This is a genomic window from Bacillus carboniphilus, from assembly GCF_039522365.1.
In the GTDB taxonomy this organism is placed as follows: domain Bacteria; phylum Bacillota; class Bacilli; order Bacillales; family JC228; genus Bacillus_BF; species Bacillus_BF carboniphilus.
Genome location: NZ_BAAADJ010000060.1, coordinates 35761 through 59637, shown reverse-complemented (window position 1 = coordinate 59637; position 23877 = coordinate 35761). Strand labels below are relative to the sequence as shown.

The 23877-nt window shown below is 39.6% G+C and carries 24 protein-coding genes; 18 read left to right on the top strand and 6 right to left on the bottom strand.

Annotation, left to right across the window (positions count from 1 at the left end; all coding sequences use genetic code 11):
- Nucleotides 1–421: 421 nt before the first annotated feature.
- From ABDZ91_RS17965 to ABDZ91_RS17955, 3 genes are all read left to right on the top strand, one after another.
- The gene (locus tag ABDZ91_RS17965) at nucleotides 422–1951 is read left to right on the top strand and encodes an AbgT family transporter (RefSeq protein ID WP_343802006.1); all 1530 of its coding nucleotides are present in this window, start codon (nucleotides 422–424) and stop codon (nucleotides 1949–1951) included.
- 119 nt (nucleotides 1952–2070) lie between these two features.
- Nucleotides 2071–2496, top strand: coding sequence for an ASCH domain-containing protein (locus ABDZ91_RS17960; RefSeq protein WP_343802003.1), 426 nt, complete (start codon nucleotides 2071–2073; stop codon nucleotides 2494–2496).
- A 169-nt stretch (nucleotides 2497–2665) separates the two neighbouring features.
- The gene (locus ABDZ91_RS17955; RefSeq protein ID WP_343802001.1) at nucleotides 2666–3259 is read left to right on the top strand and encodes a cell wall hydrolase; all 594 of its coding nucleotides are present in this window, start codon (nucleotides 2666–2668) and stop codon (nucleotides 3257–3259) included.
- Nucleotides 3260–3357: 98 nt separating this feature from the next.
- Here ABDZ91_RS17955 and ABDZ91_RS17950 read toward each other — a convergent pair whose 3' ends face one another.
- The 4 genes from ABDZ91_RS17950 to ABDZ91_RS17935 all read right to left on the bottom strand — a co-directional run bounded on the left by ABDZ91_RS17950 (nucleotide 3358) and on the right by ABDZ91_RS17935 (nucleotide 6584).
- On the bottom strand, nucleotides 3358–3660 hold the full coding sequence (locus ABDZ91_RS17950; protein WP_343801998.1) for a hypothetical protein: 303 nt from the start codon (nucleotides 3658–3660) through the stop codon (nucleotides 3358–3360).
- Between the two features lie 24 nt (nucleotides 3661–3684).
- Nucleotides 3685–3987, bottom strand: a complete 303-nt coding sequence (locus ABDZ91_RS17945) for a hypothetical protein (protein ID WP_343801995.1) — start codon at nucleotides 3985–3987, stop codon at nucleotides 3685–3687.
- A 113-nt stretch (nucleotides 3988–4100) separates the two neighbouring features.
- On the bottom strand, nucleotides 4101–5471 hold the full coding sequence (locus ABDZ91_RS17940) for an aldehyde dehydrogenase (RefSeq protein WP_343801991.1): 1371 nt from the start codon (nucleotides 5469–5471) through the stop codon (nucleotides 4101–4103).
- A 15-nt stretch (nucleotides 5472–5486) separates the two neighbouring features.
- Nucleotides 5487–6584 (bottom strand): SDR family oxidoreductase, encoded by a 1098-nt coding sequence (locus ABDZ91_RS17935; RefSeq protein ID WP_343801989.1) that lies wholly within the window; start codon nucleotides 6582–6584, stop codon nucleotides 5487–5489.
- 485 nt (nucleotides 6585–7069) lie between these two features.
- Here ABDZ91_RS17935 and ABDZ91_RS17930 point away from each other — a divergent pair, with 485 nt between their 5' ends.
- Nucleotides 7070–8137: a C45 family autoproteolytic acyltransferase/hydrolase gene (locus ABDZ91_RS17930; RefSeq protein WP_343801986.1), complete on the top strand. Its 1068-nt coding sequence runs from the start codon at nucleotides 7070–7072 to the stop codon at nucleotides 8135–8137.
- Between the two features lie 116 nt (nucleotides 8138–8253).
- Here the strand turns inward: ABDZ91_RS17930 and ABDZ91_RS17925 are convergent, their stop codons facing one another.
- On the bottom strand, nucleotides 8254–9759 hold the full coding sequence (locus tag ABDZ91_RS17925; RefSeq protein ID WP_343801984.1) for a hypothetical protein: 1506 nt from the start codon (nucleotides 9757–9759) through the stop codon (nucleotides 8254–8256).
- Nucleotides 9760–10049: 290 nt separating this feature from the next.
- On the opposite strand from ABDZ91_RS17925, the gene ABDZ91_RS17920 reads away from it, so the two are divergent.
- From ABDZ91_RS17920 to ABDZ91_RS17895, 6 genes are all read left to right on the top strand, one after another.
- Nucleotides 10050–10193, top strand: coding sequence for a cytochrome c oxidase subunit 2A (locus tag ABDZ91_RS17920; RefSeq protein ID WP_343801981.1), 144 nt, complete (start codon nucleotides 10050–10052; stop codon nucleotides 10191–10193).
- Between the two features lie 12 nt (nucleotides 10194–10205).
- On the top strand, nucleotides 10206–10673 hold the full coding sequence (locus tag ABDZ91_RS17915; protein WP_343801978.1) for a cytochrome c oxidase subunit II: 468 nt from the start codon (nucleotides 10206–10208) through the stop codon (nucleotides 10671–10673).
- A gap of 62 nt (nucleotides 10674–10735) precedes the next feature.
- Nucleotides 10736–12367, top strand: coding sequence for a cbb3-type cytochrome c oxidase subunit I (locus tag ABDZ91_RS17910; protein ID WP_343802110.1), 1632 nt, complete (start codon nucleotides 10736–10738; stop codon nucleotides 12365–12367).
- Between the two features lie 64 nt (nucleotides 12368–12431).
- Nucleotides 12432–13058, top strand: coding sequence for an SCO family protein (locus ABDZ91_RS17905; RefSeq protein ID WP_343801976.1), 627 nt, complete (start codon nucleotides 12432–12434; stop codon nucleotides 13056–13058).
- A gap of 4 nt (nucleotides 13059–13062) precedes the next feature.
- Nucleotides 13063–13620, top strand: a complete 558-nt coding sequence (locus tag ABDZ91_RS17900; protein ID WP_343801973.1) for a hypothetical protein — start codon at nucleotides 13063–13065, stop codon at nucleotides 13618–13620.
- A 91-nt stretch (nucleotides 13621–13711) separates the two neighbouring features.
- Entirely contained in the window at nucleotides 13712–14332 is a 621-nt protein-coding gene (locus ABDZ91_RS17895; RefSeq protein WP_343801970.1) for a transporter, read from the top strand.
- 21 nt (nucleotides 14333–14353) lie between these two features.
- Here ABDZ91_RS17895 and ABDZ91_RS17890 read toward each other — a convergent pair whose 3' ends face one another.
- Entirely contained in the window at nucleotides 14354–14719 is a 366-nt protein-coding gene (locus ABDZ91_RS17890) for a DoxX family protein (protein WP_343801968.1), read from the bottom strand.
- A 346-nt stretch (nucleotides 14720–15065) separates the two neighbouring features.
- On the opposite strand from ABDZ91_RS17890, the gene ABDZ91_RS17885 reads away from it, so the two are divergent.
- The 8 genes from ABDZ91_RS17885 to ABDZ91_RS17850 all read left to right on the top strand — a co-directional run bounded on the left by ABDZ91_RS17885 (nucleotide 15066) and on the right by ABDZ91_RS17850 (nucleotide 23720).
- The gene (locus ABDZ91_RS17885) at nucleotides 15066–16808 is read left to right on the top strand and encodes a carbon starvation CstA family protein (protein ID WP_343801966.1); all 1743 of its coding nucleotides are present in this window, start codon (nucleotides 15066–15068) and stop codon (nucleotides 16806–16808) included.
- 95 nt (nucleotides 16809–16903) lie between these two features.
- Nucleotides 16904–17173: a cory-CC-star protein gene (locus tag ABDZ91_RS17880; protein WP_343801963.1), complete on the top strand. Its 270-nt coding sequence runs from the start codon at nucleotides 16904–16906 to the stop codon at nucleotides 17171–17173.
- A 14-nt stretch (nucleotides 17174–17187) separates the two neighbouring features.
- Nucleotides 17188–18141 (top strand): ArsA family ATPase, encoded by a 954-nt coding sequence (locus ABDZ91_RS17875; RefSeq protein WP_343801960.1) that lies wholly within the window; start codon nucleotides 17188–17190, stop codon nucleotides 18139–18141.
- Nucleotides 18141–19136: a zinc-binding dehydrogenase gene (locus ABDZ91_RS17870; RefSeq protein WP_343801957.1), complete on the top strand. Its 996-nt coding sequence runs from the start codon at nucleotides 18141–18143 to the stop codon at nucleotides 19134–19136. Before ABDZ91_RS17875 ends, ABDZ91_RS17870 begins: the two co-directional genes overlap by 1 nt.
- A 179-nt stretch (nucleotides 19137–19315) precedes the next feature.
- Nucleotides 19316–19579: a CD3324 family protein gene (locus tag ABDZ91_RS17865; protein WP_343801954.1), complete on the top strand. Its 264-nt coding sequence runs from the start codon at nucleotides 19316–19318 to the stop codon at nucleotides 19577–19579.
- A 150-nt stretch (nucleotides 19580–19729) separates the two neighbouring features.
- Nucleotides 19730–20368, top strand: coding sequence for a FusB/FusC family EF-G-binding protein (locus ABDZ91_RS17860; RefSeq protein ID WP_343801951.1), 639 nt, complete (start codon nucleotides 19730–19732; stop codon nucleotides 20366–20368).
- Between the two features lie 86 nt (nucleotides 20369–20454).
- Complete coding sequence (locus tag ABDZ91_RS17855; protein WP_343801948.1) at nucleotides 20455–21576, top strand: D-TA family PLP-dependent enzyme; 1122 nt, start codon at nucleotides 20455–20457, stop codon at nucleotides 21574–21576.
- A 527-nt stretch (nucleotides 21577–22103) separates the two neighbouring features.
- The gene (locus ABDZ91_RS17850) at nucleotides 22104–23720 is read left to right on the top strand and encodes an ABC-F family ATP-binding cassette domain-containing protein (RefSeq protein WP_343801945.1); all 1617 of its coding nucleotides are present in this window, start codon (nucleotides 22104–22106) and stop codon (nucleotides 23718–23720) included.
- Nucleotides 23721–23877 lie beyond the last annotated feature (157 nt).

Sequence of the window (23877 nt, the reverse complement as noted above, 5' to 3'; positions counted from 1 at the left end):
GTAAAATTTAAATTAACGCTAATTTGCGATTGTATACACATGTTCAAAGCTGTCTGGCCAAAAGAAGACTGGATTATTATACAGTTTTTCCTTTTTTCTAGTGCTTACGTACCTTTTTAAACAATGTACCCATTATGACGATAAAACCATCTTGAAAAGGGAATGAGAGGAGTAGTTTGGAATGTCTGAAGTGCTAACAATTTTTGGTTAGCTTTGGTTTAGAACTCTTAATGGGAGTTCTTAAAGACTGAAGGCAAGGGCTTTTTCTATTTAGGTTGCTACTCTTGTGAATTTTGTAAACAGTACTCCTATTCTGCATGTTTTAAATTCCCTTCCATTCTGTTTAATAGTTTCCTATAATCACATTTGTCCTGAAAATACTATTTTTAGAAAATTTAAAATAAGGGAAAGGAAGGTTTGAATGGCAAATCCGATTAAAAGAGGTTTGGTAATGCGTTCATTAGACGGAATTGAACGTGTCGGTAATAAGTTGCCACATCCCGTCACATTATTCGCAATTTTTGCATTAGCTGTGGTCGTTCTTTCAGCTCTATTTGCGAATATGGGCTTGCAAGTAGAAGATCCCCTTAACGAGGGTGAAATTATAAAGGTTAAAAACCTATTAAGCTCTGAGGGGATTGTTTACCTATTTGAGAGTATGGTTACAAACTTTACTGGCTTTGCACCATTAGGAACTGTGCTAGTAACGATGTTGGGTATTGGTATTGCAGAACGTTCTGGCCTAATAAGTGCTGCGTTACGTGGCCTAGTTACGTCTGTTCCAAGGCAATTGATGACAGCAGCGCTTGTTTTCGGTGGTATCATGTCAAGTATGGCAGCTGACGCTGGTTATGTAGTACTAACACCACTTGGGGCTGTTTTGTTCGCTGGACTTGGAAGACACCCTTTAGCTGGATTAGCAGCAGCATTTGCTGGGGTATCAGGCGGATTCAGTGCTAACTTGCTACTGACATCGTTAGATCCGTTGCTAGGTGGACTAACAAAGGATGCAGCAGCAATTTTGGACCCTGCCTATGCAGAAACCATTAACTATGCAATGAATTATTACTTCATGATTGCTTCTGTGTTTGTTCTAACTATTGTGGGTACTTTAGTAACAGATAAAATTGTTGAACCACGATTAGGTGCATACAAAGGAAACGTTAAAGAAGAAGTGGACTATTTAAAGCCGGAAGAGAAAAAAGGTTTGTGGGCAGCATTGTTTGCGTTCATTGCAACTGCTGCTGTGATGGCTGTACTTGTTATTCCTGAATGGGGGCCATTACGTGGAGGAGCAGAGAAAATTATCGACGCACCGTTCTTCCACTCGTTAGTGCCAGTTATTTTAATCACATTCTTTATTCCAGGTTTTGTTTATGGGAAAATCACAAAATCCATTAAAAACGATAAAGATGTAGCAGATCAGTTGTCGGAAACAATGGCGACAATGGGATCATATATCGTTCTTGCGTTTGTAGCGGCTCAATTCGTTGCTTACTTTAGCGAGTCTAAGTTAGGGTTAGTTTTAGCCGTCAATGGCGCTCAATTCCTTGAGTCAACAGGATTCACAGGGATTCGACTGATCCTTACATTTATTGTTGTATCGGGATTCATTAACTTATTCATTGGAAGTGCATCTGCTAAATGGGCTATTATGGCGCCAGTATTTGTTCCAATGTTAATGAGCATGGGATATGCACCAGAATTTACGCAATTGGTATACAGAATTGCGGATTCTACTACAAATGTTATCTCACCACTAATGCCTTACTTCGCAATCGTTATTGCTTTTGCGCAAAAATATGACAAGAAGGTTGGAATTGGTACACTCATTTCCACCATGCTTCCATATTCCATTGCGTTTACGATTGTTTGGGTAATCATGCTCATTATTTGGATGCTTACAGGGATCGATATCGGTCCTGGTTCTGGTATCTACTATAATAACTAAATTGAAAACAGAAGAACCGATTGAAGGCGTATGCTGGATGTCGGTTCTTTTTGTTTTTTATAAATACCCTTATCCGGGAACTCTATTCTAAAATAGATTGCCAAATGGAGGACGGCTTCATGAAAGTTTTATCGATGATTCAGCCCTGGGCTAGCCTGTTTGTATATAGAGAGGCGACCTATGAAACAAGAACATGGAAAACAAATTATCGTGGACCTTTGGCGATTCACACTAGTAAAAAAATCGATAAGGCTGTATGTAATCATGTCGCCATTAAGGCGTTACTTCAAAAGCATGGAGCCAATACAGAAAGTCTTCCGACGGGGATGATTATCGCAACATGTATGCTAACAAATTGTCTGAGAGTAACGGAAAATAATGAGACTTGGGCAGTTTTAGAGGATGGAAGAATCGTTTCTGGGAATGATTATTTTTTAGGTGATTATAGAGTTGGTGTGTATGCTTGGGAAGTACAGGATATGAGGATGTTAGATGACTTTATCCCAGCGAAAGGTCAACTTGGTTTATGGGAGTTCAATGTCTGACGGGGAAAATTACCATTTGTTTAAGATATATGACGACTACAGTAGCCACAAGGACTTTCGACCCATTACCAATTTTACCAAACTTTCACTAGTGAGAACCGTATGAAAACCTGTTACCCTTCCAGTTAGGCCTGTTTGCCTATAAAAAAACAGACAGGAGGGTAACAACATGAATAAATTTCTTATCTTTTTGATGACTATTACACTAATTATCGGTTCATTTTCAATGATACCGGCTGTTCATATATCTGCGCAAACAAAGGAAGATACGGTTCAATTATTTGATATAGATTTGGATTCGGTTGAAGAAGACGAAAAAGTAAACCTTATGAAGACATTAAGTGAAAAGAAAGAGAACCTTCTTAAATCTGCAGTAGAAGACAAGGAGGATCCTGTCTACAAGCTGTCTAAAGAGGAGAAAAAATTACTAGCTCGTCTTGTTCATGCGGAAGCAAAGGGAGAACCTTTTGAAGGAAAGGTAGCAGTTGCAACGGTTGTCATTAACCGTGTCGAAGATGAAAAATTTCCAGACACACTAAAAGAGGTTATCTATCAAAAGAATGCTTTCCAACCGGTTCAAAATGGTTCAATTAACGAACCAGCTGATAAAGAAGCCAAAGAGGCGGTTAAGGAAGCATTGGATGAGTATGAAAAAGCCAATGAAGATGTTCTGTATTTCTATAACCCAGATACCGCTACAAGTGATTGGATTTTTGATCGTAAAGTCATTGAGAAAATCGGAAGACATGCATTTGCAATTTAAATAAAACAGAGCCACTATCCCTTTGGACAGGCTCTGTTTTTTTATACACTAATGGAAGTTACATACGAGTTATTCTTCATGTGCTCGTTACACTTCTCTTATGACTGGATGGTTATTTCCCCATCTGCTGTTACAACAATTGTATGATAGCTTTCAAAGGTTTTCATATTCGTAATTTTATGTTCTTGCTCATGCTCGCTAGCAAAGCTTTCCATGTACTGTTGATATACATCTGGATCTTTTATAAGGTGATAGAAATAAACTGTTTGACCTTCGACAGAATCACTACCTCGAAATAGGCACTTCTCATGAAATTGTTCTTTTAACCAAGAACGAGCTTCGTCATGATTATTAAAATCAGGCATTTCATTGAAGAATGAAGTGAACTCATTTGTATCCATTAAAAATCTGCTCCTTTCACAAGACTATCTGTTATGGAAATATACAGATAACGCACGGGACAAATCTTCTTCTTTTTGTTCGGTTTGAATAATATAATGATCTCCATCCAGTGAAGAGGTAAAACCTTCATGACCTTGTTCACGGAGGAAATCATCTATATCCGATAACTGGTCACCTTCATTTGTTAAGGTTTTATACCCTACAAAATTCCCATTCACAAACACTTCATATCGATCTTCGTTTAATTTCACATCTGTGTCAGAGTCTACATCTGTAAACAAAAAAGGGTAGAAGTTAAATCCGCTTGGACCGCCTTGATTGACCATATAATGACCTCCAATCATGTTATTGTTACTTTCTCCAGTTTTCAAAAGAATATAATCAAGTCTCCATAGGCTGGTGCAAAAAAAATAGAGTAGCTTTTGAAAGCTACTCGCGTTTATTTTAGGAATAGTTTTATCTTTTTTAAACCGTTTTTAACATTCGGATATCGAAAGGGAATGTCAAATAGGGTAGTTTGCTTCAAAACGCTTTTCTTGTGTGAAAAAGTATCGAAGCTACCTTTCCCATGATAAGCACCGATCCCACTTGGCCCCACACCACCGAAGGGCAGATATGGAGATACGAAGTGATAGACAGTATCGTTTATACAGCCTCCACCAAAAGTAATGCTGTTAAGAACTTCTTGTTGGACCTCTTCAGACTCAGAGAATAGATACAGAGCAAGCGGTTTAGGGTGATTGTGAATCCCTGTTATAACTTCTGACAATTCATTATACTCTAGGACAGGAAGGATTGGACCAAATATTTCATCCTGCATAATGGAATCTTTCCAAGTGATGTTTGTTAAAACGGTTGGTTCAATTATTAGTTGTTCTTTATCGGACTTTCCACCAATGAGGAGATCTCCATCTTGAAGAAAGCCGGCAAGTCGTTCAAAATGTCTTTCACTTACAATTCGAGTTAGTTCTGAATTGTGGAGCGGGGTGTCTCCATATAATTCTGTGATACTCTCCTTGAATGCAGTTGCAAACCCATCCTTAATGTCTTCGTGAACATACAGATAATCTGGTGCTACACAGGTTTGCCCCGCATTTAGGAACTTCCCCCAAGCAATTCGTTTGGCTGCTAGCTTGATGTTAGCATCTTTGTGCACTATACAAGGACTCTTTCCGCCTAATTCAAGTGTGAGTGGAGTCAACTTCTTTGCAGCAGCCTCCATAATGATTTTTCCAACCGGTACACTTCCCGTAAAGAAAATATAGTCAACATCTTCAGCCAGAAGAGCTTGGCTTGTTTCCGCATCCCCTTGGATGACAGCAACAAATTCCCGCGGGAAAATTTCTGCAATGATGTGGGCAATTGCTTCAGATGTCTTAGGTGTAAGCTCAGATGGCTTAATAACAACACAATTTCCTGCCGCAATAGCTCCAATCAGCGGGTTAATTGCCAGTTGAAATGGGTAGTTCCAGGGTGAAATGACGAGGGCAACTCCATACGGTTCAGAATAAATGTAGCTAGTCGAACCCATATGAGTAATCGGAGTTTTTACTTTTTCAGGCTTTGCCCAGGTTTGTAAATGTTTGATGGTGAAGCGAATTTCTTCTAGTACGACGCCAATTTCTGAGGCGTAGGCTTCAAATTCTGATTTGTTTAAGTCTAGTTTTAGAGCCTGTAAGAGTTTATCTTCGTTATTTTTAATCGCACCTCGTAGCTTTTCAAGTGCGTCAAGTCGAAAGGCGAGCTTTTTTGTCTTCCCCATATGGAAAAAAGCTTTTTGTTGAGTAATGAGACTATGGATATTTTCCATATGTAAACCTCACTTTTATTGAATTTTAAGGTGTTTGCTCTTATCATTCTTATTTTCTTTATAATACCGGACCATGGCAGGGATTACATCTTTAAAGTCTGGACAAGAAATTCCTGATCCCTCTAGATCTCGTAGAGTTTGGGAACAGTCATACTCTGCCATACAAGTAAAATAATCAAGTGCTTCTTTCTCAACACGGACCCATTTTCTAAAAGTAGGAATCGACAGGGACCATTTAGCAAATGCAAGAGGTATGGATCCTTTAGGTTCTTTGCCAAGCTGTTCCTTCATTAACATCCGATATACTTCATTTACCCGATAAGGCTTGGGGTCCGTTAGTTGATACGTTTTTCCAGCCCCAACCGAATGATGTGACAGGTAGAGCGTTGCATCAAGGATATAATCAATGGGAACAAAGTTACCTTCCGCTTTCCCGTTCCCTAAGTAAGGGATAAAAGGAAGAAATTTTAGCTTATCGAAGAAATTCAAAATAAAATACGGGCCGTCAAATTTTATCGTTTCTCCTGTTTTGGAGTGTCCAACGACAATTCCCGGACGAATGATGGTAGTGGGAACATGGTTCATAATCTCATTAACGAGGACTTCCGCTTTATATTTAGTTTGTTCATAGTGATTTTTAAACGATTGGTTCATATCCAAATCAGTCTCCAAAATGCGTCCTTCCCGAGTTCCAGCTACATAGGAGGTACTAAAATACACATATCGTTCTATATTGGGAAGGGTAAGGACCCAATCATTCATATTCTTGGTTCCATTGACATTTACTTCAAAGGCAATGTCCTCTGGAACAGCTAAATCATATATAGCTGCCAAGTGAAAAACATGCGTCACTTTTGACTGCAGCTCTCCATTGAGTGGGTCATCAATAGCTAATTGAGGACGAGTAATGTCTCCCGTAATGACTGTAAATTGGGAGGCATTTATATCCCCTTTCGAGGCAATTCTATCAATTTCTTCAAGTGCTCGATCTTTGAAATTAGGTAAGACCAAAACATAAATATGACAAACCGGATAACCTTTTCGGATGATTTCTTTAATCAAAGAAGTAGCAATAAACCCAGGAAACCCTGTAAAAAAATATGTATGAGACAAAAAATGACCCCCTCTAATATAAAAATGAATTCCCATTCACCTACCATACATATTCCCTTAAAACCTAAAATCTCCTCCTTTTGGGACAGGGGGACAGGTTTACTGTCCCACATCAGAGCCCCTTCAAGGTTTTGGCGGACACAGAATCCGTTTTTTAGTCCAAAACGCCTGTTTTATAGAGGTTCGCGGACAGTGGTTCCGTTATTTGATAAAATCCAGCCAAAAAATGCTTGAAAATGGGTCAATAGCGGAACCTGAGTCCGCTTGTCTATCAATAACCGGCATTTTTTTACAAATAACGGAACCTGAGTCCGTTCGGAGACCCTCCGAGATTTTGGCGGACAGAATATCCGTTAATTTCCCCAAACTGGCTGTCTTCTAAAGAATCGCCGCAAATCCGATTAACCAGTACGCATTTCATTTTCCTTCAAGCGAAAAATCAAGTATCCTAAGTAGACATCAGGTTTAGAAAGGTTAGAAGCATAATGAAGCAAATATATAGTGAAATCATTCAATTTAGAGGTTCACATTATGACTTTGGGTACATGCAGGGAGAGCGACTGAAGGATTCCCTCTCCGTAAGGAACCGTGAAAACCAATGGAAGGTTCGAAAACCTAGGTTTTCAATAAATATAGAAGAGGCAAAACAAGCGATTACTCGCTTTACACCAGGTGTTTGGGACGAAATCAATGGGTTACGTGATGCGCTTGAATGGCCTATGGAGCGAGTGCTTAAGGAGTTTGGTGGTTACCGGGTGGATTATGTAAAATCAGGCTGTTCGATCATAACCGGAAAAGACTACTTGATTCGGAACTATGATTACCACCCGAAAACATATGAAGGAAGATATACTTTTTATCAACCGACTGACGGTCAAGGTTATGCCATAATTGGTCCGAGTCAGCGAGTGACAGGTCGAATGGATGGAATGAATGAAAAGGGCCTTGTAATTGGATATAACTTTATGAATCGAAAAAGTCCTGGGAATGGTTTTATCTGCTGTATGATTGGGAGACTTATTCTAGAGTCTTGCGCGAATGTGGAAGAAGCTGTGGATATGTTGAAGGAGATTCCTCATCGTCACTCTTTTACATATGTAGTTTACGACCAAAAAGGGGAGGCGTATGCAGTTGAGGCTACTCCGCGTGATGTTAAGGTGCGAAAGACCATTGCCTGTGCGAACCACTTTGAGATGCTAACGCATGAAAATAGGAATCACCTAGTGGATTCGAAGAGACGGTTAAGTGTGATGGAGAACAAGCTTGAAACCCTTTCATCAGCTGAAGCGGCTTTTCGTTTGTTGAACGACACGGATAAAGGAGTTTTCTCAGATTTGTATGGAAGCTGGGCTGGAACAATCCATACAACCGGATATCTCCCTCACGAGATGAAAGCTTGGATTACGTTGGGGGGAGACCGTAATCCAGTTGAATTCAATTTTGCTAATTGGTTAGCGGGTAAAGACCTAGAGTTGGAACGGATATCAGGGGAAGTCGATACCGATATTCCCTTCCTCCATATGGATGACAATGCGGACTGGTTTAAGAGGTAGTCAAAGTTTCTAAAATAAAATAAAAGCCCTCAATCCCGCGAACAGAGAGGTTTGAGGGCTTTTTGTATTTCGATAAATAATGGGTGGTGACAGGTACCTGTGGACCTGTCAATCTCCTAGTGGCCCCAGAAAAAGAGTGAATTTCCATCAGCGGACCATTTATCAAATGAGTACTCTGCAGGAAGTTCAATTGAAAATTTTTCTTCGGATCCGATTGTTATTACTTCATATAATCTAGTTATGCTTTCTGGTATAAACTTTTGTGTTACAAAACGGTGTTGGGTTGGGCTCCAGTGATATTCCCAAACTTGTGCATCATAGACCTTTTGATCATCAAGGAAGATACCCTCAAGCGGAATAGCCTTGTATTTACGATCAAATGAGTACTTTGGAAAACTAAAGCCATGTATACTCTCGAATTTTTCAGCTATTCCTGTTTCTTTTTCAAAACGATAAAATCCACCCTCTGGTTGATCTTCCGTCTTGGTCACAGCAAAGTAGAGGTATTTGCCTTCATCTTCAAGAGGTGTATGGACATGATCCCCGTTTAATTCGCTATAGAAAAATCCAGGTATAACATCAGGGTATACCTCTTCTTCCATTGTTTCTAAATCAATAAAAACTAAGTCCTGAAATCGATCTTCAGCATTTTCACCTAATGCTAAAACAATTCGGGTACCGTCTTCTATAAATAGTGCTCCTTGTACATACCCATTTGGTTTATATAAAGTTTGGTAGATTGGGTCAGAGTCCTCAACTGCACTTTCTTTTAAAAATAAACCTCGTTTATCAATCCAGAACGGACTGTCCCCATTGTAGGTTAAAATTGATTCGTTAAAAGTACCGAGGTATTCAAGGGTTTGATTTTCCAAATCGAATAGGAAGATCAATGATGGGGAAACAGCATCGCACTCACAATAAATAGTGGGATGTGATAACAACCAGTACCGCTCATCAAATAAACCGTAACCCCATGTAAACAAGGATTGGAAATTTGTTAGGGCTTCCATACTCCCACTGCCATCTGCTGAGAAACGCCATATTTGTTTAGGTGGATGAAGTACGAATGTAAATACTGATTGTTCTTGAAGTATGACTCCATCTGCGGTTTGAGCACCATCTATTGAAAGGGTCTGAGAAGTATATGGCTTTACTTCTTCAAAAGGTGGAATGGTGAGATGTAAGTCATTGCCGGACCAACTGAACTGTATTGTTTTTGGAAATTGTTCTTGAATCAGATTCTCTACTTGAGATTGATTCATTTCATCCATGAAATGGATCAATAGCTGATGAGCTTCTTTTGAAGAGGTAAGGATGGTTAGATATCTACGTTGTGTTAGATCATCCCACTCCGGATGAGTGGTTTGCTGAATCACGTGATTTATGGTCATTGTGACTCTGTTTTCTTCAATCACCTCGGGTTTATCAACTTTATCCTTTTGATTTTGCTTGGGCTCAGGATGGTCATCGTTTTCTTCTCGTTGCTCCTCAATTGTCCCCTTTTCCTCCACTTCCCCTTGCTGCGGTTGTAAGTCCCCATTTACCTCTTCATCTTTTTTACAACCACTTAGAAAAAGAGAGAAAAAAAATAGTAAAAGGCAGAGAAATCTAAGTTTATGCAATATGCTAATCCTCCGTAATCCATATTTGAGTAGCCCAAAATTAAATAATGTTTTTACGTAAGCTTGCTGTTTCATATATATTCTATTTTTTTGCCAAAACTCCTTGAAAACTAATGGGTAATTAGAAATCCACCAAATTTGGGTGTTGGCAGGAACCTTTTGGAAGAGACACCTACCAATGCTGTCAAAAAGTTGACACATTTGCAATAGATGCTGTGATACAGTTCACTATTTCGAAGACCCCTACCCACTATGATGAGTATAAGAACGGTATAAGGAGGCTGATTTAGGTGGGAGCTTCAAATTTAAATAATAAGAAGTCTGAGGAAGAGAAGGAGTCGATGTTAGGTACCTATTTTTCGGTGGGGATTGTGGGCGGCGTCATACTGCTGACATATGTGATTGTGTTTGGACTTTATATGATTCGAGTATAGGAGGACGAGTTGATGAAGATGCATCGATCTGAAAAAATATGGCTTACCTTGAGCTTCGGAATGATTATCGGTTTTATGCTCATTACAGGCTACCAAACCTTTGCGCTAGAAATGGGACCGCCAAGTCATAAGGAGAGAATTGACCCGCAGAAAGTGGATGAAATAGCTCCATTTGATAATCCCGGTATTACCCAAATAGGGGATAAAGAGTATGAAGTGGTTATGACATTACAGATATTTAGCTTTAATCCAGGTAATATCGAAATTCCTGCTGGATCTACCGTCCATTTCACAATGACTTCGAAGGATGTAACCCACGGTTTTCAAGTGGCAGGAACCAATTTAAATGCCATGGTTATGCCTGGATATATCCAAAAAATTACGCAAACGTTTGATGAACCAGGTGAGTATTTAGTGTTATGTAATGAATACTGCGGGGCAGGACATCAAGCCATGGCAACTAAAATCATTGTGAAATAAAGGGGGGATTAAAAGTGGAAGTAGTAAGAAATCAATCTATAAAAGTAAAAGCGAATCAACTAATGGGAGTTAACCTAGAGGATGCACGAATCACGAAATCCTATCTATCTGTTGCATTTCTAGCTCTATTACTTGGTGGAATTCTTGGATTACTGCAAGGGTTAAATCGAGCTGGACTATTAGAATTACCTACTTGGCTTAATTATTATCAGGTTTTAACTGCACACGGCCTCCTATTAGTCGTTGTACTATCAGCTTTTTTCACGATTGGATATTTCTATGCAGGGCTTTCTCACACATTAGGAGGGCTATTGCCGAAGGTCCGGAAAATGGCTTGGATTGGCTTTTGGATGAAGATGTTTGGATTTGTATTAGCGGTTATTCCAATCATCTTAAATGAAGCCTCAGTCATGTATACCTTTTATCCACCAATGGCAGCCCATCCTATGTTTTATATCGGACTCGTATTTATCGTATTAGGGGTATGGATGCTTGCTTTTGGAGCATTTATCAACGTAGCCCATTGGAGAAAAAACAACAAAGGTCAGCATCTACCAATCCTTGCTTTCTTTGCAACTGGTGTATTTGTACTTCTTTTCTTCGGAAGTATCCCAGTGGCTATCGAAGTGTTAACTATTATTCCATGGTCACTCGGATGGGTAGAAACCATCAATGTCATGGTATCTCGGACACTCTTCTGGGCATTCGGGCATACCCTCGTAAATATCTGGTATTTAACCGCGGTGTCTGCGTGGTATGTCATCGTTCCAAAAATAATTGGGGGACGACGTTGGAGTGATTTGTTAACACGTGTGGTTGTCATTGCATTAGTGGTTATGAACATTACAGGTGGATTCCACCACCAAATCATTGATCCAGGAATCTCAGAGTCTGTTAAATTCATGCACGTTTTCATGAGTTTAGCGATTGGTTTCCCATCTTTAATGACTGCATATGCTATGTTCGCAGTCTTTGAAAAGACAGGGAGAAGAAAAGGCGGGAAAGGCGTTTTCGGATGGTTAAAAAAACTACCATGGGGCGACGTTCGTTTCTTAGCACCGTTCATCGCAATGGCTGCTTTTATTCCAGCTGGTGCAGGCGGAATTGTTCAAAGTACGAACCAATTAAACCAAGTTGTCCATAACACGATGTGGATCGTTGGACACTTCCACTTAACGCTCGGAATGTCAGTAGTGATGACGTTCTTTGGAATTAGTTATTGGTTAGTTCCTTACGTATCCAAACGAGTATTAACACCAAAAATCAATAAGTTAGGTATCATTCAAACTATTATCTGGACCCTTGGGATGATATTTATGTCAGGGGCCATGCACTGGGTCGGTTTACTTGGTTCACCAAGAAGAACTTCTTATACAACGTACGGAGATCATGCAACTGCATTAGGGTGGGACCCATACTTAATGTTCTTAGCAGTAGGGGGAACCTTACTAATCATCGGTGTCGTTATCCAGGTATATGCTGTTTTCCATATGATGTTCTTTGCACCAAAAGGAACAACAGAGTTTCCGATAGCCGAAGAAGAAGAAAACGCAACGAAGACACCTTACTGGACAGAACGTTGGGGCTTGTGGATTGTCATCATGATCCTTCTAGTATCTATGGCATACGTCATTCCACTTACAGAATTTATGGTAAACGCACCACCGGGTTCACCACCTTTTAAAACTTGGTGAAAAAAAGAGATAGCTGCCAGAAACAGCTATCTCTTTAAAATTCCTCATACAGGGAAGTGACCCTATGTTTAAGAATCGTCAAACCTTCATTGCAACCATACTCGTATCCCTTTTTGGAGTCACCTTGTTTTATATAGGGACGGATGGCTTCACCGCCTATACAGCAGAAACAGCAAGAGTGAATCAACTAATGGAAGAAAAGCCTCTGTTTCCAAAAGTCACCCTCGAAGACACCGAAGGACGTGTGTATTCATTCACAGAGTTCAAGGACAAATATGTGTTCATTACCTTTATTTATACAGCTTGTACGACTGTGTGTCCGAGACTTGAGATGAATATGGCTCAAGTTTATGAGAGCCTTCCAGACGAGCACCTTGGTGAGGATATCATTTTTCTCAGCATTAGCTTTGATCCAACAAGAGACTCACCTACTGTCTTGAATAAGTATAAAGATTATTTTAATAGCGATGGGGAGACGTGGAGAATGGCTCGAATCCCCAATCAAAAGGAACTAGACTTGTTGCTTGAGGCATTCGGAGTCATTGTTATACCGGATGGCTACGGGAATTTCGCGCATAACTCCGCTTTTTATTTGGTTGGTAAAAATGGAAGGTTAGCCGAAATAATGGATTATACAAATATTGAAGAAGCAACGAAAAAAATAGAAAGTATGTTAAAGGAGGAGGAATAACCCCATGAGACAACTGACTTACGGACTCATCCTCCTTTTCATATTAGCGATTCCTCCAGTGGCGAACCTACTAGAATCCATTATGATTGTTCATATGCATATGCAAATGCCTTTATTGGTTTTCTCAGGTTTCCTAATGGCAGGGTATTTTCTAAAAAGATTTCCTAATTTCTTTAGAACATGGAATCAAAATGGCCACCCTGGAATCTTGTTATTTATAATCATTTCAATCTATTGGATGATTCCTAGAACAATGGACGAGGCACTCACGGTCCAGGCTGTAGAGGTTTTTAAGTTTATTAGCTTACCATTCTTAGCAGGGATTCCACTAAGAGACAGTTGGAAAAAAATGAGCGAAAGAGGTCAAAACCTCGTTCTGTATGTCTTTATCCTTTTATTTTTAGGAATTGGCTGGCTCTATATTGTAGCCAATGAACAATTCTGTAATAACTATCTGCTTATAGAACAAATTACGCTCGGCTGGGGGTACGTAGCAACAGCAGTCTGTATGGGAGTTTACGTATTGTATAATGGGTTTATAGACTTTTCTAAGTATGAATAATGGAAGTTGTGATAGGTAAATAGTTGGCAGGTGGTAGTCACTCCCTCCCATTCACTTATATAATAGTAGTGAGAAAGTGGAGGGTACAATAATGAAGCCATTCATGAAAACCATCTATGAGGGGATTATGATCCTCCTAGTCATGCTAACAATCATGACGATTTGGACAGAAGAGACCTATAATTCTACGATTAACTGGATTGTTTGGTTCGTATTTGTTGTGGATTTTATCATCCGATTATGGGCATCAAACAATAAATGGACATTTCTGAAACAAAATCCGTTCTTAGTTCTTGCCATCATCCCATTTGGCCAATTCTTTCAAGTTGCCAGAATCGTAAGGGTGATATATCTATTTAGAATCAAAACCATTACAAAATACTATGTCACTCCTTATATTGAAAAATTAAGCTATCGTTCTATGACATTAGTGGTTTCCATTGTGATTGCTTTGTTAGCCATCGAATCCTTTATAGTCTACTTTGCCGAAGTATCAATTGAATCCTATTTCGATGCTTTGTATGTCATAGTGGGACATTTATTTTTCTTTGGTCACCAAGTCTATGCTATTGAAAAGGCATGGATGGTCTGGATGTTGACAGGAACTTCAATTTTGGGAATTGTCATTCAAGGTTTAGCGTTGCAATGGGTATTTTTAAAAATTGAAAAATATATTCCTAGTAAAAGAGAAGAAATGGAAAAGGAGGGCTAGCAGATACTAGTCCTCCTGTTTTTATTTTGCATGGCGATTATATAGGATAAACAATAAGATGATCATCACGACATCTAGTCTAGCATCAAATGCAAATTGAAGAATTCCGGTATGTAGGGTCGGAACTTTCGTTAACAGTATGGCTCCGACCATAATAATGAGTAAGGGGATGGAAGCTCGTTTCACCCATTTGTCTAGTACAATCAGTCCGCCGCAAAGAACCTCCGTTATGGCAACTACGTACATCACCTCACGAGGGTAGGGAATGCCTAAACTCATAAAGTATCCACTCAAATCCGTACTAAGTAACTTCATAAGCCCAGAGACAATAAAAACATAACCAACTCCATAACGTAATAATTTCATAACAGATATAGATGTGTACATACATTCACCTCCTGGTAAAACTTTATGCGCGGAGGTGGACAAACATGGCAAGAGATTAGGTGTAGGGAGAGATTTTTATCGAAAATGGGATGGGTCAGCTGCTAATAGGGTAACGATACGGAAAGAATCATACCTGAACATATAATGGAAGAGGAAATGGGGTCACAATACTATGCGATTTCGACAAATTTCGAGTGATACCGCGCATTTGTCGAGAAAAAGTTGTCGATATTATTACAAATATTTAAATTTATCTGAATAATTATTGAATAGATGAGAGGACAAAGCGTATAATCAGTAGTGGAAGCGGATACATATACATGCCGCGAAAAAAAGGAGGGAGCCTATGCAAGGTATTTATTTAGCCATTTTTGGTACCGTCGTTTTCATCTTAGGTTATCGCTTTTATTCAAAATTTCTTGCTGAAAAAATTTACAAACTTGATCCAAACTATGTGACCCCCGCTCACAAGTATAAGGATGGGGTGGACTTTGTACCTACAAACAAATTGGTATTGTGGGGACACCACTTTACATCTGTTGCCGGTGCTGCACCTATCTTAGGGCCAGCAATTGCCGTGTATTGGGGCTGGCTACCAGCATTATTATGGGTGACGTTAGGGACGGTTTTTGCAGCGGGTGTTCATGACTTCGGAACATTAGTTGTATCAGCTCGTAACAAAGGTCAATCCATCGGTACATTAGCTAATAAGTTAATTGGCCAAAGAGCAAAAATCTTGTTCTTATTTATCATTTTACTTTTAGTGTTAATGGTAAACGCCGTGTTTGCTTGGGTTATTGCGAATTTATTTATTTCATTCCCGGCAAGCGTGGTAGCTGTATTCATTCAAATTCCACTAGCGATTTGGATTGGATTCAGAGTGTATAAGAAACAAGGAAGTATGCTTTTACCTTCTATAATTGTATTAGCTATTATGTACGCTTCAGCGGTAGTAGCTAGTTATGTAAAACCACTACAAATCAATATGGTCGAGTTCTTTGGAGGAGAAGGAGCTACTGGACTATTTGGAATGTCTGCTACATCTCTAGCTTTCTTCTTCTGGATCATTGTATTGATGATTTATGTCTACATAGCTTCGACTTTACCAGTTTGGAAGCTACTACAACCGAGAGACTACATTAACTCTCACCAGCTAGTGGTTGGTTTAGCCATCCTTTACTTAGGATTACTGTTCACGAACCCTGAAGTGACAGCACCAATGACGAACCCAGATGCAACGGATGCTTCTTGGTTCCCACTACTATTCATTACAATTGCTTGTGGTGCGATCTCAGGATTCCATGGTCTCGTGTCTTCGGGGACCTCTTCTAAACAGTTGGATAAAGAAACAGATGCTCGATTTGTTGGTTATTTAGGAGCGATTGGTGAAGGGGTACTTGCTCTTATTGCAATAATTGCAGTTGTTACGTTCTTCCCATCTGCCGACGACTTTAAAGCGGTTTACTCCAGCTTTGGCAATGCAAGTAATGCAGGGCTAGGGACCTTTATTAAAGGGGCAGGTCAGTTAGCAGAAGGTATCGGAATTCCTGCAGTAGTAGCAAGTACGATTGTTTCTGTTATCGTAGTAAGCTTTGCTGCTACAACGCTTGACTCTTCTGTACGTTTAATGAGATACATTATCGCGGAACTAGGAGAAGAATACAATTTTAAAGCCATTACTTCAAAACATGCTGCAACAACTGTGGCTGTTGTTTCCAGTGCGGCTTTAACGTTACTTCCACAAGGACCAAAAGGCTTCGGTTCAGGTGGTTACCTACTCTGGCCATTATTCGGAACATCTAACCAGTTACTAGCGGGAATCAGTTTATTACTTATCGCTATTTGGTTAAAACGCCAAGGAAGAAACTACATGCCTGCGTTTATCCCGATGGTCTTCCTGATGGTCATGACCTTATGGGCCATGATTGACCAGGTATTAACAGAGTGGTCGCCATTTGGCGGGTCTAATACGAGCTGGCTGTTATTCTCATTCGGAGCGATTATTCTAGTATTCGCTTTCTGGATTTTACTCACAGCAGTTTCTTCTTTAACCAAGAAGGACGATGGTAACATTTCGATTGACGCATAAAAAACTCACTACAAAAGGTGAGGGTAAAAGGTGAGCCGCGCAAAGCTGTATATTTGCGCGGCTTTCCCTCTATTAAACTAGCAGAGGTGCACAAAATGGATTCAACAAAAAAATTCTCATTGAAACGACTCGTTGAGCTTTACGATGACATAATCAGTCTTCAACACGATTCCGAGGTAGCAAGAGAGCTACGGGATGAAGACGATCTTTTTCTCCTGCTTGTATACTCCGATATGCTGGGAATTCCAAATCCAGCTTTCTACTATACCCTTGAGCTCTACCCATATATTATTGAAAAATTTCATGATTGGCACATTCGAATGGGGATGGAAAAATCTCCATTAAGCGGATTCCGCTGCTGTTAGAAAGGATGGATACAATGAATCAACTAATCAATAAAAGTATCATATTTGTCGGTGGAAAAGGGGGAGTGGGAAAGTCTACATCCTCAGCAGCCCTTGCCTTAGCTTTTTCTAAGTCTGGAGAAAAAACACTAATAGTTTCAACAGACCCTGCACATAACCTAGGCGATATTTTTCATCAAAAAGTGGGGAATGAACAGACGAAGTTGAGTGAGAACCTATGGGGGATTGAGATTAACCCAGTTCAAGAATCTAAACGGTATATTGATTCTGTTAAGGAAAACTTAAAAGGACTCGTGAAATCTGAAATGGTCGCGGAAGTTCATCGTCAAATTGATATGGCTAGCGCATCTCCTGGTGCGGATGAAGCAGCTCTCTTTGACCGAATCGTATCTATCATTTTAGAAGAGAAAGGGAAGTTTGATAAAATTATATTTGATACGGCTCCAACTGGACACACGATTCGATTGCTGTCCTTACCAGAGCTAATGGGTGTATGGATTGACGGTCTCATTGAAAGAAGAAAGAAGATCAATAATAATTACTCACAGCTATTGAATGACGGTGAGCCAGTTGAAGACCCGATATATGAGGTGTTACAAAAACGGAAAGACAAGTTCGCTGCAGTTCGGGAGATTATTCTTGATGGATCTATGACTGGATTTACATTTGTATTAATTCCAGAAAGACTCCCTATTTTAGAAACGGAGAAGGCGATTAAACAACTTGATACGTACCATTTGCATATTCGTACACTCATCGTAAATAAAGTGTTACCAGATTATGCAGATGGGGCATTTCTAGCCAAACGTAGAAATCAAGAACAGGACTATTTACAACAGATTGATGACACATTCAAAAAGCAAACGCTTATTAAAGTCCCATTATTTGAAGAAGATGTATCGGATCAAGAGAAGCTTGCTGTTTTTGCTAGTCATCTAAAGCGAGCATTAGAGGAGGTACCAAGTTAATGAAAGCAATTGTTCATGAAGGCATAGAAGGCCTCGAAGGTGTTACATACCGAGATTTTGAAGAACCGGTTGTCGAACCGAATATGGTAAAGATAAAAATCAAGGCAGCCGGTATGAACCGTCGGGATTTGATGATTCCAAACAGACACAAAGCCGACCAACCACCTCTCATCATGGGATCTGACGGTGCCGGTGTAATTGCAGAAGTTGGAGAAGGTGCACAAAAGTTTTCCGTAGGCGATGAAGTGGTTATTAGTGCGGCAATCGGATGGCAGGAAAAAAGTGATGCTCCACCGGAAGGCTTTGAGATTCTTTGTTTGCCTGACCACGGTACATTTGCAGAATACATAGTAGTTCCTGAAGATATTGTAGAGAAAAAGCCAGAACATTTAAGTTGGGAGGAAGCGGGTGTCCTACCATTAGCTGCTTTAACCGCGTATAGAGCTCTTTTTACAAGAGGAAAGGTAAAGAGCGGAGATACGGTTATGTTACCGGGGATTGGCAGTGGTGTTCTCACATTTATTTTAAAATTTGCAAAAGCAGCCGGTGCTAGAGTGATTGTCACTTCCAGAAGTGAAGAAAAAAGACAAAAGGCTTTAGAGCTTGGTGCAGATGTGGCCATTCCAACAGAATCGAATTGGAACGAGGAATTAAAGGGTGAAACGATAGATTTGCTCATCGAAAGTATTGGTAGGGCAACCATGAATAAATCACTGAATATCATAAGAAAAGGCGGAACAGTTGTCACATTTGGTGCTACAACGGAGGATGAAGTCACAATTGATATCCGTCAGTTTTTCTACGGTCAGTTTAACCTATTAGGTTCCACAATGGGAAGTCACGAAGAATTTCAGGAGATGCTCAGCTTTATCGAAGAACATCAGATTAAACCAGAGCTCGATCGGAGTTTCGAACTTTCTCAGTATAAAGAGGCGTTTGAATATTTACGGGACTCCCAAAATTTTGGTAAAATTGGTTTTGTGATTGATAAATAGCCTGCATTTTAGGAGGTGTTGAAATGGCAAACTTTGTTGGATTGCCAGACACTGGACGAACTCATGCAAAGCCTATAGGAAAGGCGATACTTTGCATGGGGCTAAAACCGTAATATCGCCCAGTTCTAAATAGGCTTTGCCCTTATTTTTAGCAGAAAAAGAATAAGGAGCGGGCTACCATGAAATATGTAAATGCAACAGCGATCCTACCAGCATCTGTACTGAAGGAAGTTCAAAAATATGTGCAGGGGGAAACCCTATATATTCCGAAACCTGAAAGTACCTATGAAAAATGGGGTACAAAATCAGGAGGGAGGAAGGCGATTGATGAAAGGAACCGATCCATAAAAAAGGCATTCCAAAGTGGCGTTTCCATCGATCAATTAGCGAGCAAGCATTTCCTTTCTAGGGAGACAATAAAGAAAATTGTGTATACAAAATAATGAGGAAAGCACCGATAGTCTAGTCATAGATGTTGGTGCTTTTTATGTATAATTTGTTTCTTACTGATTTTCTACATTGAATTCTGAATCCATATCTTTTAAAGTTGGAAGAGAATGGTTGCTTTATTGACATCGTAGGAGTTGAAAAAAATGGAACCTTTTATTCAGAGTTATGAATTTAATTTTATAAAAAACCAGGCAAATATCTTAGTGAACGGTCATTCCACTTCAAGTGATGTAAGAGTGTTGAATGCTTTACGAACCTTAACCAAGGAGCGGGTCATTAACCTGTTTCCAAATATCACAGAAGAGCAAAGAGAAGAGCTGGAGCGATTCGAGAGCATTAAAGAGAGAATGGATGCGGACGAGTTTCTTTTTTTGATAAAGCCATTGGTTATTCCTTTCCAAGACGTATCCGAACAAACGCTGAAAAAGCTATTTCCAAAGGCGAAAAAACTGAAGCTTCCCAACTTGGAGGAGATAGATTGGAAGGAAACCACGTATCTCGGTTGGTACGATAAAGGGTCAGGTCGTAAATATATTGTGACGAACTATCAAGACAAACTGATTGGTTTACATGGTACGTTTAAAGCGTCCAGCCAAAAGGGCATTTGTACGCTTTGTAATAAACATGAAGAAGTCGGGCTTTTTGTTTCTCAAACTAAAGGTTCAACCCTAGATACTTTTGTGAGACGCGGAAATTACATTTGCCAAGACAGTACCAAGTGTAATAAAAATATAGAATCCTTGGAAAAACTACATGATTTAATTGAGCGTTTGAATAGTTAATGATAAAACACACTTCAAAGATGGAGTGTGTTTTTTTAAACGTGATATGATGTTTAAAAGATCATGAACAAAGGGGAGCGGAGAACATGGATCGAAAGGGAAAGTCTATCTATCATTTGGATACTCCAACATTATTGCTTGATATCGATAAATTGAAAGAAAATATTAATGAAATGGCTGCGTTTGCTAAGATGCAAGGGATTTCGTTACGTCCACATATTAAAACACACAAATCAATAGAAATTGCCAAGTTACAGTTAGAAGCGGGAGCAGTTGGGGTGACAACAGCCAAAATTGGGGAAGCTGAGGTCATGGCCGCTGGGGGGATGAAAGATATCCTCATTGCGTACCCCATCTCAAGTGAAATGAAAATGAAACGGCTCATTGGCTTAATGGAGGATGGGGTAGATTTAAAGATTTCGGTTGATCATGTACAACAAGTCGAGTGGCTGGACGCCTTTTTTGAGCAGACCTCTTATACTCTCCAGGTATGGATTAAAGTGAATTCAGGACTAAATCGCTGTGGGGTGGAACCAGGTGACGAAGTGGTTCAGTTAGCGAGAAAAGTGGTGAATAGTGCCAGTCTAAAATTAGGTGGTATTTTTACACACGCTGGACATTCTTATGGAGCTAAAAGTATAGAAGAGATTGAACAAATTGGGCTTCAAGAAGCAAGGATGGTTGTGGAAAGCGCAGAAGCTTGTGAAAAGGAAGGGATTCCTATTCCGGTAAGAAGTGTTGGTTCCACACCTACCTATAAAATTGCCGGTCAGGTGAAAGGGATTACTGAAGTTAGGCCAGGGAATGCTGCATTTTTCGACGCGATTCAAGTTGGGCTTGGCGTGACTTCATTTGATAAGTGCGCGTTAACTTTGCTGGCTTCAGTGGTAGGAGTATACCAAGGTTCAAGAGTGGTATTAGATACAGGTAGCAAATCTCTTTGTTTAGATAAAGGAGCTCATGGTAATCAAAGTGTTTCTGGATTCGGTCATGTTGTGGGGCACCCCGAGCTTACAATTGAGAGATTGTCAGAAGAGCATGGGGTGGCGATTGTTAATGGAGAGACTAGCCTTTCCTTGAATGACAAAGTCTTGGTGATCCCTAATCACGCCTGTACGGTAGCGAATCAGTTTGAGGAGTATGTGGTTCATCAAAATGGTGTTGTCGTTGATGTTTGGAAGGTGGATGCGAGAGGGAAAGTTCAGTAGTTGGGTGAGAAATAGGGCATCAATGGGGCCGTATGGTTACCATTTTGGTTTGATTAGTTTAAAAATGGTGGTCATAGATAGCCAATGATGACCAAAAAAGTCATATTAACAGTAATGAGGGCAATCATTGGTGGTGTATGATGCCCTTTTTTGGTGATTAAAAAGAAATTGGTCACCAAAGACTGTGAGCGATAGTTAAATCAAAAGTTCCGGCTAATAATTCGGAACTCAGCCAAGTGAATTCAGAAGTTTCGGCTAGGAATTCGGAACTCAGCCAAGTGAATTCAGAAGTTCCGGCTAGGAATTCGGAACTCAGCCAAGTGAATTCAGAACTCGAAGTCATACCGACAATTGAGAAATTTTCGACTAGGAAAGGATTAAAAGTATCATTTTTTGACAAGAGTAGTATGTTAGATGTTTCAATTTAAAATAAATTCCAGCAGATATAAGTTCCAATAAGGAAATAACACAATTCTGTGGTACAATCGGTTTTAGATTTATGTTAATGATGAAGGAGAATAAAACAAATGATATCAGTTAGTAACGTTGGTCTTCGATATGGTGATCGTAAATTATTTGAAGACGTTAATATTAAATTTACACCGGGGAATTGCTACGGTTTAATTGGTGCAAACGGTGCAGGGAAGTCCACTTTCATTAAAATTTTATCAGGAGAAATTGAGCCTCAATCTGGTCATGTTGCCATTACACCAGGTGAGCGTTTAGCTGTCCTAAAGCAGAACCACTTTGAGTACGAAGAACATGAAGTGATTAAGACTGTCATCATGGGACATGAGCGTTTGTACCAAGTGATGCAAGAAAAAGACGCAATCTACATGAAAGCAGATTTTACAGATGAAGATGGAATTAAAGCAGCTGAGCTTGAAGGTGAATTTGCTGAACTAAATGGTTGGGAAGCAGAATCTGAGGCTGCCATTTTACTAAAAGGTCTTGGAATCGGGGAAGAGCTTCATGACAAAAAAATGGCGGACTTAACAGGTTCTGAAAAAGTGAAAGTATTATTAGCACAAGCTTTATTTGGTAAACCAGATATTCTTTTACTGGATGAGCCAACGAACCACTTAGACATTCAAGCCATTCGCTGGTTAGAAGAATTCCTAATTAACTTTGAGAACACAGTTATTGTAGTATCCCATGACCGTCACTTCCTAAACAAGGTATGTACACACATGGCGGATCTTGATTTTGGAAAGATTCAAGTTTACGTGGGTAACTATGACTTCTGGTATGAATCTAGCCAACTTGCGCAAAGAATGGCTCAAGATGCGAATAAGAAAAAAGAAGAAAAAATCAAAGAGCTTCAAAACTTTATTGCGCGATTTAGTGCAAATGCATCTAAGTCCAAACAAGCCACTTCACGTAAAAAGCTACTGGATAAGATTACACTAGACGATATCAAACCATCTTCTAGAAAATATCCATATGTGCACTTCGGCATGGATCGTGAAATCGGTAATGACCTTTTACGTGTTGAAAATATTTCGAAGACCATTGATGGAGAAAAAGTATTAGATAACGTAAGCTTCATCATGAATAAGGAAGACAAAATTGCCTTTGTTGGAAAAAATGAAATCGCGATTACAACTCTTTTCAAAATCCTTATGGGTGAAATGGAGCCTGATAGTGGTTCATTTAAGTGGGGAGTTACAACTTCTCAAGCTTATTTTCCAAAGGACAACTCGAAGTACTTTGAAACGGACTTAAACCTAGTAGACTGGCTTCGTCAATTCTCTCCGAAAGACGATAGTGAAAGCTTCTTAAGAGGATTCTTAGGACGTATGCTATTCTCTGGAGAAGAAGTTTTGAAAAAAGCATCTGTCTTATCTGGGGGAGAAAAGGTTCGTTGTATGCTTTCTAAAATGATGCTAAGTGGTTCTAACGTGTTAGTTCTAGATGAACCAACAAACCACTTAGACCTTGAATCAATCACAGCATTAAATAATGGTTTAATTAACTTTAAGGGATCTATTCTTTTCACATCTCATGACCATCAGTTCGTTCAAACCATTGCTAACCGCATTATCGAAGTAACACCTAAAGGACTTATCGACAAACAAGTTACGTATGATGAGTTCTTAGAAGATCAGGATGTACAAAAGAAAAGACAAGAGATGTACGCATAATAAAAGGGAGTCCAGGTTCTGGACTCCTTTTCACTTTGTTACGGACCGGTTTTTCCGCACATCTTTTATAAAAAATTTTCACAAAAAGGACACCAGTTTAGGTGTCCTTTTTATAAGAGAAGCGTTAACATTTAGGAAAAGGTTTATATTGGTAACT

Excerpts from the sequence above, each read along its gene's own strand:
- ABDZ91_RS17875 (WP_343801960.1), top strand. The coding sequence starts at position 17,188 with ATGAATCAACTAATCAATAAAAGTATCATATTTGTCGGTGGAAAAGGG.
- ABDZ91_RS17880 (WP_343801963.1), top strand. The coding sequence starts at position 16,904 with ATGGATTCAACAAAAAAATTCTCATTGAAACGACTCGTTGAGCTTTAC.
- ABDZ91_RS17900 (WP_343801973.1), top strand. The coding sequence starts at position 13,063 with ATGAGACAACTGACTTACGGACTCATCCTCCTTTTCATATTAGCGATT.
- ABDZ91_RS17955 (WP_343802001.1), top strand. The coding sequence starts at position 2,666 with ATGAATAAATTTCTTATCTTTTTGATGACTATTACACTAATTATCGGT.
- ABDZ91_RS17895 (WP_343801970.1), top strand. The coding sequence starts at position 13,712 with ATGAAGCCATTCATGAAAACCATCTATGAGGGGATTATGATCCTCCTA.
- ABDZ91_RS17965 (WP_343802006.1), top strand. The coding sequence starts at position 422 with ATGGCAAATCCGATTAAAAGAGGTTTGGTAATGCGTTCATTAGACGGA.
- ABDZ91_RS17940 (WP_343801991.1), bottom strand. The coding sequence starts at position 5,471 with ATGGAAAATATCCATAGTCTCATTACTCAACAAAAAGCTTTTTTCCAT.
- ABDZ91_RS17910 (WP_343802110.1), top strand. The coding sequence starts at position 10,736 with ATGGGAGTTAACCTAGAGGATGCACGAATCACGAAATCCTATCTATCT.
- ABDZ91_RS17960 (WP_343802003.1), top strand. The coding sequence starts at position 2,071 with ATGAAAGTTTTATCGATGATTCAGCCCTGGGCTAGCCTGTTTGTATAT.
- ABDZ91_RS17945 (WP_343801995.1), bottom strand. The coding sequence starts at position 3,987 with ATGGTCAATCAAGGCGGTCCAAGCGGATTTAACTTCTACCCTTTTTTG.
- ABDZ91_RS17865 (WP_343801954.1), top strand. The coding sequence starts at position 19,316 with ATGAAATATGTAAATGCAACAGCGATCCTACCAGCATCTGTACTGAAG.
- ABDZ91_RS17860 (WP_343801951.1), top strand. The coding sequence starts at position 19,730 with ATGGAACCTTTTATTCAGAGTTATGAATTTAATTTTATAAAAAACCAG.
- ABDZ91_RS17870 (WP_343801957.1), top strand. The coding sequence starts at position 18,141 with ATGAAAGCAATTGTTCATGAAGGCATAGAAGGCCTCGAAGGTGTTACA.
- ABDZ91_RS17885 (WP_343801966.1), top strand. The coding sequence starts at position 15,066 with ATGCAAGGTATTTATTTAGCCATTTTTGGTACCGTCGTTTTCATCTTA.
- ABDZ91_RS17850 (WP_343801945.1), top strand. The coding sequence starts at position 22,104 with ATGATATCAGTTAGTAACGTTGGTCTTCGATATGGTGATCGTAAATTA.
- ABDZ91_RS17930 (WP_343801986.1), top strand. The coding sequence starts at position 7,070 with ATGAAGCAAATATATAGTGAAATCATTCAATTTAGAGGTTCACATTAT.
- ABDZ91_RS17915 (WP_343801978.1), top strand. The coding sequence starts at position 10,206 with ATGAAGATGCATCGATCTGAAAAAATATGGCTTACCTTGAGCTTCGGA.
- ABDZ91_RS17950 (WP_343801998.1), bottom strand. The coding sequence starts at position 3,660 with ATGGATACAAATGAGTTCACTTCATTCTTCAATGAAATGCCTGATTTT.
- ABDZ91_RS17855 (WP_343801948.1), top strand. The coding sequence starts at position 20,455 with ATGGATCGAAAGGGAAAGTCTATCTATCATTTGGATACTCCAACATTA.
- ABDZ91_RS17905 (WP_343801976.1), top strand. The coding sequence starts at position 12,432 with ATGTTTAAGAATCGTCAAACCTTCATTGCAACCATACTCGTATCCCTT.
- ABDZ91_RS17890 (WP_343801968.1), bottom strand. The coding sequence starts at position 14,719 with ATGTACACATCTATATCTGTTATGAAATTATTACGTTATGGAGTTGGT.